Raw genomic sequence first — 13,161 nt, 5'->3', positions numbered from 1 at the left:
CTAGGGACTGTCCATGCCTCGCGAACATCGTCTTCTCATAACAGGTGCCAACGGCTTCGTTGGCACCTGGCTGCAACGCGAACTTGAGACACGCCGGCTTCAAGGCGGCATCGATTTGACGGTGTTGACCGCAGGTCATGGTGCCACATCGGTTCTAATGGCGGATGTCTCCGATAAGCACCAGGCAATGGAGCTTATCGACACCTCTCGTCCCTCCGCGATCATTCATCTTGCTGCAATTGCTGCTCCCAGCGATGCCCGTAAGGCTCCCGATCGTGCCTGGGATGTAAACTTTCGCGGAACCATGAATCTTGCTTACGCGGCGATGGAGCTCGCGCCGGATGCATGCTTCATTTTTGCAGGCAGTTCAGAGGCTTATGGTGCCTCATTTATCGACAAGGCGGGCGCGCCGGTCGACGAAGATACCGCCCTTAAGCCCATGGGCGTTTATGGCGCGACGAAGGCCGCTGCAGATATGCTGCTCGGCCAGCTCGCATATGAGGGACTGAAGACAATCCGCTTCCGTCCGTTCAATCATACTGGGCCGGGCCAAACCGACGCCTATGTGGTGCCTGCATTTGCGAAGCAAATTGCGGAGATTGAAGCAGGCCTTCGTTCTCCGACGCTCAGCGTCGGAAATTTGTCCGGATTTCGAGATTTTCTTGATGTCAGGGATGTCGTGCGCGCCTATGCCGACGCGGCACTCGCCGATTCGGGGGCCGACGTTCTTGGCAAGGCTTTCAATCTGTCCTTAGGCCAACCGACGCAGATTCGCCAAATACTCGACCTGCTCGTAGAGCTGTCAGGACTACAGGTGAATGTCGAAATTGACCCGCTTCGCTTGAGGGGGTCGGAGGTGCCGACGGCGTCCGGTCAAAATCACGCTGCATTTACCGCTTTTGGATGGAAGCCGAAAATTGAGTTGCGCAACACACTTAACGATGTCCTCACTGAGTGGCGTCAGCGAGTGCAGTCGCGGTAATGCCGGCATCCGCCGTGCGCCACATGCCTAAGGGCCGGAGATGAGGATTTGCTGAAAAGCATCTGGAACTACCGACATTTCATCATCGCTTCAATAAAGGGGGAGTTGCGGGGGCGTTTTGCGCGATCGCGTCTTGGGGCAATGTGGTTTATCCTACATCCTTTAGCTCAAGCGCTGATATTTTCGATCGTTCTATCTGAGGTCATGCGCGCAAAGATGCCGAATATGACAAGCCCTGCCGCCTACCCCATCTATCTTCTCTCAGGCATGGCGGCTTGGGGCTTGTTCAGCGAAATTCTGGTGCGCAGCATGAACGTCTTTATCGAGCAAGCAGCCGCCTTAAAGAAAATCTCCTTTCCACGGCTCTGCCTGCCGATCATTGTCTGGGGCAGCGCGATCATCAACCACGTTCTCCTACTTGCCTCAATTGCGGTTATCTTCCTGTTTTTCGGACAATACCCCGGTGTAGCGTGGCTTTATCTGATTCCTGGAATGCTATTGATCTCTGCTTTGGCTTTCGGCATAGGCGTCTTCCTAGGCGTCCTGAACGTCTTCGTGCGCGATGTCGCGCAGGCAATGACCGTCATCATGCAATTATGGTTCTGGTTCACGCCTATCGTTTATGTCAAATCGGCAGTACCTGAAGGTTTCCAGAACTTGCTACGCTTCAATCCGATGACCTCATTAGTGAATCTTTATCAGAATGCCTTGCTGTTAAATGAGCCCCCCTCATGGATGGGAATCTTGCCGTCGGTTGCGGTGGGCGCGATCATGGTGTTTCTGGCATTCACTCTCTTCCGGCGGGCCAGCGCCGATCTAGTGGATGCACTCTGATGAGTTCGGTGCTCAACGTGGAAAACGTCTCCAAACGTTATCCGACCTATAAAAGCAATCTGCTGCGGTTCGCTAATTGGTTTGGCGCTTCTTTTGCGCCGACTTCGGAATTTTGGGCTAGTCGCGACATCTCTTTTGAAATGCGTCAAGGAGAGGCTGTTGCATTGATCGGTCAAAATGGGGCCGGCAAGAGCACCTTGCTAAAGATCGTCACCGGAACCGTACGGCCGACCAGCGGTAACGTTCGTGTTTCGGGGCGCACTAGTGCCATTCTTGAGCTAGGCCTTGGTTTCAATCCGGAATTTACGGGTCGTCAGAATATTTACCAGGCAGGTGGCCTTATGGGATTCTCGGGCCTAGAGCTTAGCAAGCTTATGCCGGAGATTGAGGCGTTTGCCGAAATTGGCGAATTTTTCGATCAGCCGGTTCGCGTCTATTCGAGCGGCATGCAGGCGAGACTGGCCTTTGCACTCGCGACAGCCAGCCGCCCGGACATTCTTATTGTCGATGAAGTGCTGTCGGTGGGCGACAGCTATTTTCAGCACAAGAGCTTTGACAAAATAAGACAGTTCAAGGCTGAAGGAACGGCTATTCTGCTCGTTACACATAGCCTCGGGGACGTCAAAGCACTATGCGAGCGAGTGCTTCTCCTCGATAAAGGGAAGATTATCAAAGATGGTCCACCTGACGAAGTAGTGGATTACTACAACGCGATGGTGGCAGATCGTGAAAACAGCAAACAGACCATACAGCAGAGCCGCGACAGCAACGGATGGCTGAAGACGCGCTCGGGCACGTTCGATATAGCTGTAAGAAATGTTGACCTCCTGGACCGAGAGAGCCTTGCGTCTGTTTCGACGGCATTCGTCGGTCAGAAACTCATCCTGCGTATCGAACTGGAGGTCCGCCGGGAAGTACCACAAGTGGTTCTCGGCGTCATGTTGCGAGACCGAACGGGGCACGTGGTATGGGGAACCAATACCTGGCACACCGATCAGACACTATTCAACCAACCTGCCGGTCAGCTTATTCGCTTCGATTTGGAGTTTGATTGTAATCTCGGACCGGGATCCTTCAGCGTAACGACGGCCGCAACAGGTTCGGACACCCATCTGGATGCAAACTATGAATGGCAGGATAATGTGCTGGTCTTCGACGTGGTGAATGCGTCGCTGCCATATTTCGTGGGCTCCAATGCCCTTCAGGCTCAGATTAGAATTATGAGAGTAGATTGATGGACGTCCTCGAACGAACCCTGATGACCATCGGCTGCAAAGATTGCGAACATATCCCCAAGGTCGCAAACGCCGGGCGAATTATAGAATCCGAAAGCGGCCCAGTGCAGATTATGCACAATGGCATTAAAGTCGTTGCTGGCGGTTACTATGGAGATTGGATGGCGCATGTGATACGCGCGCTTCGTGGACATCATGAGCCTCAAGAGGAGCTTATTTTCGACAGCTTGTTGCGGCTGTGCAGGAACAACTCGCTTATAGTGGAACTTGGCGCATTTTGGACCTACTACAGTCTTTGGTATCTCCACGATGTGCCAGGATCTCGCGCCATCTGTGTCGAGCCTGACCCGAGAAATCGCACCGTTGGAGAAAAAAACATTGCCTTGAACGGCATGCAACAAAGGGTAGTGCTGGAAAGTGCATGGGTCGGGGAAAAGGAGGAAGCCACATTCGCGGCTCACGCAGAAAGTTTAGGCGCCGAGTTGACGCTACCCTGCTTCAATATGAATTCGATTTTGAGACTTGCTGGCGACAGTGTAGTGGAAGTTCTTCACATCGACGCGCAAGGAGCGGAGTTGCCATTTCTGGGTTCCATGGCGCGGGCAATCGAAGGAGGACGGGTCCGATTTCTCGTCGCTTCGACACATCATAGTTCCATTTCGGGCTCGAAGACGACGCATCGCGATTGTGTTGAAAAGATCATATCGCTGGGCGGACGCATATTGGTCGAGCATGATGTTCAGGAATCATTCAGCGGCGATGGCCTCATTGTCGCGAGCTTTTTCGATCAGGACAGGAACGTCGTGCTACCTCATATAAGCCGGAATACCGCCCGTCATTCATTGTTCCCGGAATTATGATGTTTGTTTCTTACGCGCAAAATTTCGAGGATGTTATTCTCTGGCGAGCACTGAAGCATATCAAAAAAGGCTTCTATATCGATGTTGGCGCCCAAGATCCCATTGTCGATTCAGTCAGCCGGAGCTTCTACGAGAATGGATGGCGCGGCATTCATGCGGAAGCAACAACCTATTATGCCGAGAAGGTTCGACTAGATCGACCGGACGAAAAGGTTTTTCAAGTTGCCGTTGGAGAAGGCCAGGGTAGTCTACGATTTTTTGAAATTCCGGAAACGGGCTTGAGCACGAGTGATGCCGGAATCGCCAAGACCCACGAAGCCGAAGGCCGGGCGGTACGAGAGATTGATGTATCGATGATGCCCTTGTCGGCCTTGTTTGACGAGGCTGGGGACAGGCCAATTCATTGGCTTAAGGTTGACGTTGAGGGAATGGAGGCCTCGGTGCTTAGTAGTTGGGAGCCCTCCGCTGCCCGACCTTGGATTGTTGTCGTAGAAAGCACGGAACCTAATACTCAAAAAGAAAATTACGCTGGTTGGGAGCCCCTTTTGCTAAAGAAGGGATATCGATTTATTTATTTCGATGGCCTGAGCAGATTTTATGTAAGTGCAGAACATCTTGAATTGGCGCAATTTTTTGGGCCCGGCGCGAATGTATTTGACGAGTTTACCCTTTCGCGTACGACGCCCTATGCCTTACCCCTGAAGCTAACGATAGACGAGCTCAAATATAAAAAGAATGTAGCCGCTGCAGAAAGTGCCGAACGGCTCACAAATGTCACCTGGCAATTGCAAACACTGGAGGCGAACGCTTCCGAATTGCGCGCGCAAAAGAAAGCCCTGGAAGAAGAGCTGCGTCGATTGCACGCGGATGTAGATCGTTTGAAATGGGAATTGGCCAGAACATTCCAGAGCCTTTCATGGAAACTGACGACTCCTCTTCGCTTGGTGAAGCCTTCTGTCCGATGGCTTTCCCTGGGTTTCAGCTCCTGGGTGAAGTTTAAACCGGGATCGCGACCGCATCGGCTTTTTTGGAAGACTGCTGGTGCGCTCGTGCGTCGTGTCGTTCGCCGCCCGGCGCTATATAGGCTGGCGAAGCGACTGATCCGGCTCTTTCCCGGATTGGAGCTGCATCTTCGGCGTGCGGCTTCGGGCACCCATCTAGTAGCTCCCCCACAAGCAGCGATGGCCGTGGAGACCGGCAGGGCAACCGAGTATGCGGAAGAACTCTTCCAGCGATTGACGCTCGCACGCACTTATAAGCAAAATCCGGGAAAGCAAGCGTAAATGAAGCTTCTGGTTGATTTGGTTGGCGGTCAAAGCCAGAACAGTCGCGGTCGCGGTATTGGAAGATATACGCTTTCGCTTGCGGAAGCGATGGCTCGGACCGCAGGTTCGCATGAGTTTCATGTGTCAGTAACAGATGCTTTTCCCGATAGTATCGAGCCCATCCGAACACAGTTCGCATCGGTTATTCCTGCCGCGAACTTCACCTGCTGGAAGCCTATTCTTCCGAGCGCTTACGTCGATCCTGCTAATGAATGGCGGATGCGTTCCACCGAGATCATTCGTGAAGCCTGGTTGGCGAGCCTCAACCCGGATGTGCTTCACCTCGGGAGCCTTTTTGAAGGCTTCGGTGACGACGCTACGGTGTCACTCGGAAATTTTATACCATACAGCGCCACCGGCATAATTCTTCATGATCTCATTCCGTATATTTATCGAGACAAATATCTAACCAACAAGCGGTTGGAGGCCTGGTACGATAGTAGGATCATCGAGCTTCAGAAGGCCGGCGTTCTACTCGCCAACTCTGAATCGTCCCGCCGTGAGGCCCTGGATTTGCTGGGAATGCCCGAACATCGGGTTGTAACGATATCGTCAGCGGCGCAGCCGATCTTCCGTCCAATTGCATTTACCGAGGCGGAGATTGCCAATCTCCGTGGCCGCTATGGGCTTTCCAGGCCATTCGTCATGTACACTGGCGGGATCGATCATCGAAAAAACATTGATGGCCTGATCACTGCCTTTGCCAAGCTGCCGAGTGAGGTTCGCAAACAGCATCAACTTGCAATTGTCTGTTCAGCACGGCCACAGGACATGGCCTTACTGAAAAGCCATGCCAAAAAGCAGGGCTTAGCCGAAGACGATTTTGTCATGACCGGCTTTGTGCCTGAAGACGATCTGGTTGCTCTTTACAATACCTGCAAAGCCTTCTGTTTTCCGTCGCTGCATGAAGGATTTGGTCTGCCGGCACTTGAAGCAATGCAGTGTGGCGTCGCAACAATCGGTTCGAATGTTTCAAGCATACCGGAGGTAATTGGAACCAAAGACGCACTTTTTGATCCTTCCAACGAGCGAGATTTTGTTGGTCGTTTGCAGCAAGTATTGACAGACGCTGACTATCGAAATGCCTTGTCGCAACATGGGCTGGAACAGGCCAAAAAATTCAGCTGGAACGAAAGCGCTCGTCGCGCCTGGGAAGCCTACGAGGATCTGTTTGCGAAACGGGAGCAGGACAAGAAAACCGTGGCGTCCGTTCAAACGCCCACGCGGCCGCGTTTGGCTTACATTTCTCCGCTACCACCGTCCCGTAGTGGAATTGCGGACTATAGTGCCGAACTCCTTCCCGAGCTTCAGAAGTTCTATGAAATAGACGTCGTTTCCGATCAAAAGAGCATATCGGATTCGTGGATCATTGAGAATTGCCCCATTCGCACTGTCGATTGGTTCAAGGAGCACGCCTTTGAGTACGACAGGATTTTTTATCACTTCGGAAACTCGGCGTTTCACAGTCACATGTTTGCGTTGTTGTGCAACTTCCCTGGCGTTATAGTATTACATGATTTTTACCTAAGCGGCATTATTGCTCATATGACAATCCATGATGGATTGGCCGGTTTTTGGGAACGGGCACTATACGATTCTCATGGGTACGCCGCGCTGGCTGAGCTTCGTGAGGTTAAAGATACCGCTTCGGTCGTCTACAAATATCCGACGAACATGCCCGCCATTCGGCATGCTCTGGGTGTGATCGTCCATAGCGAACACTCGAAAGAGCTTGCAAGAGAGTTCTACGGGAACCGATTAGCTGACCAATGGCAAAAAGTCCCGTTGCTGCGAAAGACGCCCGACACTCCGGAAAGAGCGGTGGTCCGAGAGCAACTCGGTTTTGCCAATAATGATTTTGTTGTCTGTTCATTCGGGGCGATGGGCCGTCTAAAACTCAACGACAGACTTATTTCCGCTTGGATGGAGTCGAAGCTGTCCCGGCTTGAGAACTGTCACCTCGTATTCGTTGGAACAGAAGCTGACGGCGACTTTGGTTTGAAGATACGAGACCTCATAGGAAAGTCGCGCCCGACATCGCGGATTAAGATAACTGGATTCGCGTCACCCGAAGACTATCGCAAATATCTCGCAGCAGCCGATGTGGCTGTCCAGTTAAGGTCCTTTTCGCGCGGAGAAACCTCGGCAGCCGTTAACGATTGTATGGGAAGTGGGCTTGCAACGATCGTCAATTCTCATGGAGCAATGGCGGAACTGCCGGATGACTGTGTCGAGATGCTGGAGGATGATTTTTCTCCGGCGCAACTCGCCGCCGCGTTAGAGACTCTCTATGCGGATCCGGTGAAGAGAATGACATTGGGCATGCGCGGAAAAGATTATGTTCACGCGAACTTGCAGCCCCATCTCGTGGCCGAGAAATACTACCAAGTGATTGAGGATGTTTACTCGACGTCACCTGCCGTAACGCTCAACAAGGCCCTCACCCGGCTAACCGACATTGAAGTTCCACCCGACGCTACCCAGCATCTCCATCGCATCGCTGATGCCCTCGCTACCAATCATATGGCATTTGCTAGCCAGCGCAGCATATTCGTGGATATTTCGGAACTCGTGCAGCGCGACTCGCGTACGGGGATTCAGCGGGTGGTCCGAAGCATCCTAATGGAATTGCTGAAAACGCAAGTTCCGGGTTATCGGATTGAGCCTGTCTACAGCCTCCCCGGTCACGAAGGATACTATTATGCGAGGTCCTTCACCACAAGGTTTCTCGGGTGCCCTTCAAATCTGTTGGAAGACAGGAAGATTGATTTCGGCGCCGGAGATATCTTTGTTGGCCTCGACCTACAGCACGGCATTCCGATAGACCAAGCGGGCCTGCTCGACCGGATGCGGCGTTTCGGTGTCGCAGTGATCTTCGTAGTTTACGATCTTCTGCCAATCAAGTTTCCGCAGTTCTTCCCCGAGGTCGGTTTTTCGCTACACACGAATTGGCTCACGGGCGTGAGCCGCTCAGCCGACGCGCTGATGTGCATATCGGGTGCGGTCGCCGAAGAGGTTGCGACCTGGATGGAGGAAAATGCCTCTAAAATCGGCCGGACACCGAAAGTGGGCTGGTTCCATCTCGGCGCTGACATCGAGAACAGCCAACCATCGCGCGGCATGCCGGCAGATTCCGCGGAGGTCTTGAAAATATTGGCGTCGCGCAAAACCTTCCTGGCAGTTGGGACCATAGAGCCACGAAAATCACATGCCCAGATACTGGAGGCTTTTGAGATTCTCTGGCAAGCCGGCGAGGATTTGAATCTAGTGCTTGTCGGCAAGCAAGGCTGGATGGTTGAAGAACTCATTGAACGGCTAAGAGACCATAAAGAATTGGGTCATCGCCTGTTCTGGCTGTCGAACATAAGCGACGAATATTTGGAGAAGATCTACGCCGCTTCGAATTGCCTGATTGCCGCATCACAAGGCGAAGGCTTCGGTCTACCGATCATTGAAGCCGCCAGCCATAATCGTCCTGTGATCGCAAGAGACATCCCGGTTTTTCGCGAGGTTGCCGGAGAGAGCTCGCATTATTTCTCGGGTATGGCCGGCGAGGACTTGGCGAATGCAGTCAGGGCATGGCTAAAGACCCCCGCAGCCAAGAATTCCACGTCACCACAAATCAAGATCCTGACGTGGAAGGAGAGTTCGGGCGAATTTCTGAGAAGGGTCTTATCGATGGTAACGGAGTTACGTGCCATTCAGCAGGTGCAAGAAAAGAATGAAGATAGGAGTTAACGGCCGCACACTAGCCTCGAACGTCACCGGCCTTGGCCGCTATGTCATCGAGATGTGCCGTAGCCTTGCGGCCGCGGGTCATCATGTCGTTATCTATCTGCCCTCCGATCCGCCCAACCCTCTGCCGCAGCTCGACAATGTGGATTACCGGATCGGCAATGCCTCGGGAACTTTGAAGCGAAATATCTGGGCTCAGACTACGCTGCCGAAATCGGCAAAAGCCGATGGTTTGGACGTGTTTTGGGGACCCGCGCATCGCCTCCCTCATTTTTTGAGTTCGGAAATCCCACGCGTGGTGACGATCCATGATCTGGTCTGGGTCGACGCCGGAGAAACCATGCGGCTCCGGAGCTGGCTGGGCGATCGCTTGTTGATGAAGCCCGCACTACGCTCAGCGGATCGGATCGTCGCGGATTCCTATTCGACCGCGAAACAGATCGAGCGTCATTTTCCCGGTCTGGGAAAAATCGAAGTTATATATCCCGGATTGACGTCACTGCCTGCCGCTTCGCAATCGACAATTTTGCAGTCCAATCGGATAGACCGCGAATATGCTCTTTTCGTAGGCACACTCGAGCCTCGCAAGAATTTGCCGAATTTGCTGCTGGCGTACGCATCGCTGCCGCAGAACGTCAGGGATAATTTGCTGATGGTAGTGGCCGGCGGCGCTGGGTGGAAGCTTCCCGATCTGGCACGTAGAATAGGTGAGCTAAGGCTCGAGAAGGATGTTCGCTTGACCGGCTACGTCGCTGATGCGGATCTGCGAACGCTTTACGAAAACGCACGCTTCCTGGCAATGCCGTCGCTCTACGAAGGCTTCGGCTTCCCGATTATCGAAGCCAACTCTCTGGGCATTCCGGTTCTCACCTCGAACATATCTTCCATGCCGGAGGTGGGTGGGAAGGCTGCATTCCTTGTTAATCCATTTGACGTCTCATCCGTCGCCGATGGACTTAAGAGATTGGGCACCGAGACGATATTGCTGGAGCGGCTCGCGACAGAAGCACGCACAAACGCTCAGCGTTTTAATTGGGGAAAAAGCTCGGAAAAGCTGGCCGGAGTTTTCGAGGCCGCTATCGGCTTAAGAAGAGATCGTTTGGGAGCTTGAGCGTGCCGCAGCGTCGTTGATTTCGTTAAAGCTGCTCGGCATGTCCGGGTGTCGCCTAGGCTTCTCGACAAAATGAAGATCCTGCATCCGATTTCGAACTCTTGGCCGAGCATGGTCGTGCCCCGAACGTAAGCGCGATTTTCGCCGCACGTTGACGCCAACGCTTGATTGGCATCGGCTCAACTTTTGGAACCGTATTATGTCAGGCGGCTTCGGTTCTGGCGAAGTTGAACGGCATCAGGTCGCCGATTTCGGCCGCTTCTTCGCGCTGCGGCAACTCTGTGAGCACGTGGCGCAGCCAGGCGAGCGGGTCGACGCCACAGGCGCGGCAAGTCAGCATGAGACTGTAGATCAAGGCGCTGGCCCTGGCTCCTTCAGCGGTATCGCTGAACAGCCACGATTTTCTTCCGGTCGCAAAAACTCTGATTTCGCGTTCCAAAATGTTGTTATCGATCGGCATCCTGCCGTCGCTGGTGTAACGTAACCGCCCGATTGTGGCCGCCTGTCGGAGATCGGCTGACCTGATGTGGTGGACGGCCTCCGCTCCCGGCATCGCAATGTGCCAAAGTGTGGCTGTCGAAAGTCACATAAGGGAGAGCCGTCCATGGAGAAGATTACCATAATTGGTCTGGATATCGCCAAGCATGTATTTCAGGTTCACGGGATCAATGGTGCTGGCGCGATCGTGTGCCGCCGCAAGCTGCGCCGCGACGATGTCGTTGGATTCTTCAAAGCATTGCCGCCATGCCTGATCGGAATCGAGGCATGCGCGACTGGACACCACTGGGCTCGGGTTCTTATGGCGCTGGGTCACGAGGTTCGGCTGATGCCGGCATCTTACGTCAAGCCATACGTGAAGCGGCAGAAGAATGACGCCACGGATGCTGAGGCGATTTGCGAGGCGGTGACGCGGCCGACGATGCGCTTTGTTCCAGTGAAGAGCGAGGAGCAACAGGGCGTGCTGATGCTGCATCGGGTCCGCGAGCTTTTGATCCGGCAGCGGACAATGCTGGTGAACGCCTTTCGCGGCCACTTGGCGGAGTTCGGCATCGTAACGCGACAGGGCCTTGCCGGCGTCGGAATGCTGATGGCGTTGGTCGACGACGATGATCACGATCTGATCCCGCCGCTTGCGCGGTCCGCGCTTCTTCCACTGATCGGGCAGTTGCGGGAGGTGCACGAGAAGGTCAGCGAGTTGGATCGCCAAATTCATGCTTGGCATCGCTCGAACGAACTGAGCCGCCGCCTTGAGGCGATCCCTGGAATTGGCCCGATCACTGCCAGCGCAATTGCCGCAACGGTGACCGACGCGTCGCTCTTCAAATCCGGCCGACAACTGGCGGCATGGATAGGCCTGGTGCCGCGGCAAAACTCATCGGGTGGCAAGGACCGCCTCGGAAGGATCAGCAAACAAGGCGACCCTTATCTCCGCCGGCTTCTCGTCGTCGGGGCGCACGCGGTCCTCCGCTTCAGCCGGAACGGCAAAACGGCGCCGACGCGTTGGGCTGCCGAGCTTCTGGCGAAGAAGCCGTACAACGTCGTCGCTGTTGCTTTGGCAAACAAGATGGCGCGGATCGTCTGGGCGTTGATGACGACGGGCAGGCGCTTTGAGGCGACCGCCGCCGTTTGAATGCTCACAGAGGATGCAGAAACTGGTGAGGTGCTGATGGCGTGATGGCGAACGGTCGAGCCGGGATCGGACAAACCCGATCAGTGGGTGCCGCTTGAAAGCGCGTTGACCTGTCTGGGATCCGATCCGCGGACTACATCAGGGCCAGCGGCATGAACACGCCGCATTCAAAGGCCGAATACATGCCTGCACCCGACCAATCCGTCAGAAACACCAACTTGCCCCTTGCCACGCGTCCATACATGCCACTGAACTTTCATCCAACGGCGATTAGAGCCCCGGCGGTTTTCGATACGCCACTTGGCGCGGTGGGAGCAACCGGCGGAAACGCGTAGCCTTCATCTTGCGCAGCGTTGAAGCCGGTTGCGGCAATGGTTCCGGCATAGCTGGCCGGGGTCTGATATCCGAGCGATGAGTGCGGCCGGGAATGATTATAATCGTGCGCCCATTCGGCGATGGCGTTGCGGGCATGATCGAGACCGAAGAACAGGCTTTCGTTCAGCAGCTCGTCGCGCATCCGTCCGTTGAAGGATTCAATATAGCCGTCTGCATGGGCTTTCCCGGTGCGATGTGGTGCCACTCGACCTTGTGCTCCTTTGACCAAGCGAGGATCGCGTTCGACGTGAATTCCGTGCCGTGGTCGGAGACAATCATGCCGGGTTTGCCTCGCCGCTCGAGGAGCGCCGTCAATTCGCGAGCAACACGACGGCCGGAGATCGAGGTGTCCGGGATCGCCGCCAGGCATTCGCGCGTCACGTCATCAACAATGTTGAGCACACGAAATCTTCTTCCGCAGGCGAACTGATCGTGCACGAAATCCAGCGACCAACGGGCATTGGCCTTGGCTTCGACGAGTATCGGCGCACGCGTTCCGACGGCACGCCGCCTGGCCTTCCTCTTGCGAACCGACAGGCCTTCCTCTCGGTATAGCCGGTAGACGCGGTTGACACCGGACGGCTCTCCCTCCCGCCTGAGCAGGACAAACAGTCGCCGGTAGCCGAAACGCCGCCGCTCGTTGGCGAGGTCGCGCAGTCTTGTCCGCAGTTCGGCCTCTGACGGACGGCGTGACCGATACCGCACCATCTTCCGGTCAGCCGATATGATCTGGCAGGCCCGCCGCTCCGAGAGGCCCATGACGGCCTTCAGATGCGCGACGGCTTCACGCTTGGCGGCGGGCCCTACCATTTTTTTGCAAGAAGCTCGCGGAGTGCAGCAGCATCCAGCATCTGCTCGGCGAGCAACTTCTTCAGCTTGGCGTTCTCTTCTTCGAGAGCCTTCAGGCGCTTCGCCTCGGAAATCTCCATGCCGCCGTATTTGGCTTTCCAATTGTAAAATGTCGCGTCCGAAATCCCATGCTTGCGGCAGAGGTCGGCCACCTTCGCGCCAGCCTCCTGCTCCTTCAGCACCGCAATAATCTGCTCTTCAGTAAATCTCTGCTTCTTCATTCGT

The 13,161-nt window shown here is 54.7% G+C and carries 8 protein-coding genes and 2 pseudogenes; 8 read left to right on the top strand and 2 right to left on the bottom strand.

The genetic code is table 11. The features are described 5' to 3' along the window. Nucleotides 1–13 precede the first annotated feature (13 nt). From QA646_RS19715 to QA646_RS19685, 7 genes are read left to right on the top strand one after another with little or no spacing between them, the layout of a single operon-like run. Entirely contained in the window at nt 14–982 is a 969-nt protein-coding gene (locus QA646_RS19715; protein WP_283059943.1) for a GDP-mannose 4,6-dehydratase, read from the top strand. A gap of 48 nt (nt 983–1,030) precedes the next feature. After that, entirely contained in the window at nt 1,031–1,816 is a 786-nt protein-coding gene (locus QA646_RS19710; protein ID WP_283059941.1) for an ABC transporter permease, read from the top strand. After that, on the top strand, nt 1,816–3,051 hold the full coding sequence (locus QA646_RS19705) for an ABC transporter ATP-binding protein (protein ID WP_283059939.1): 1,236 nt from the start codon (nt 1,816–1,818) through the stop codon (nt 3,049–3,051). The genes QA646_RS19710 and QA646_RS19705 overlap by 1 nt, the downstream gene beginning before the upstream one ends. Next, entirely contained in the window at nt 3,051–3,911 is an 861-nt protein-coding gene (locus tag QA646_RS19700; protein WP_283059938.1) for an FkbM family methyltransferase, read from the top strand. The genes QA646_RS19705 and QA646_RS19700 overlap by 1 nt, the downstream gene beginning before the upstream one ends. Continuing rightward, nucleotides 3,911–5,194 (top strand): FkbM family methyltransferase, encoded by a 1,284-nt coding sequence (locus QA646_RS19695; RefSeq protein WP_283059937.1) that lies wholly within the window; start codon nt 3,911–3,913, stop codon nt 5,192–5,194. The genes QA646_RS19700 and QA646_RS19695 overlap by 1 nt, the downstream gene beginning before the upstream one ends. Next, complete coding sequence (locus QA646_RS19690; protein WP_283059936.1) at nt 5,195–8,974, top strand: glycosyltransferase; 3,780 nt, start codon at nt 5,195–5,197, stop codon at nt 8,972–8,974. It abuts the gene before it with no gap. Next, the gene (locus QA646_RS19685; protein WP_283059935.1) at nt 8,958–10,082 is read left to right on the top strand and encodes a glycosyltransferase family 1 protein; all 1,125 of its coding nucleotides are present in this window, start codon (nt 8,958–8,960) and stop codon (nt 10,080–10,082) included. The genes QA646_RS19690 and QA646_RS19685 overlap by 17 nt, the downstream gene beginning before the upstream one ends. A gap of 202 nt (nt 10,083–10,284) precedes the next feature. Here QA646_RS19685 and QA646_RS19680 read toward each other — a convergent pair. Then, nucleotides 10,285–10,563 (bottom strand): annotated as a pseudogene (locus QA646_RS19680) (transposase domain-containing protein); the annotation flags it as partial. Nucleotides 10,564–10,686: 123 nt separating this feature from the next. On the opposite strand from QA646_RS19680, the gene QA646_RS19675 reads away from it, so the two are divergent. Then, nucleotides 10,687–11,712: an IS110 family transposase gene (locus QA646_RS19675; protein WP_283059401.1), complete on the top strand. Its 1,026-nt coding sequence runs from the start codon at nt 10,687–10,689 to the stop codon at nt 11,710–11,712. A gap of 256 nt (nt 11,713–11,968) precedes the next feature. Here QA646_RS19675 and QA646_RS19670 read toward each other — a convergent pair. Further along, nucleotides 11,969–13,157: pseudogene (locus QA646_RS19670) on the bottom strand (IS3 family transposase). Nucleotides 13,158–13,161 lie beyond the last annotated feature (4 nt).

The organism is Rhizobium sp. CB3090, from assembly GCF_029714285.1.
Taxonomy (GTDB): domain Bacteria; phylum Pseudomonadota; class Alphaproteobacteria; order Rhizobiales; family Rhizobiaceae; genus Rhizobium.
Note: the sequence above shows the minus strand (reverse complement) of the source record. Positions and strands in the feature narration are given on the sequence as shown.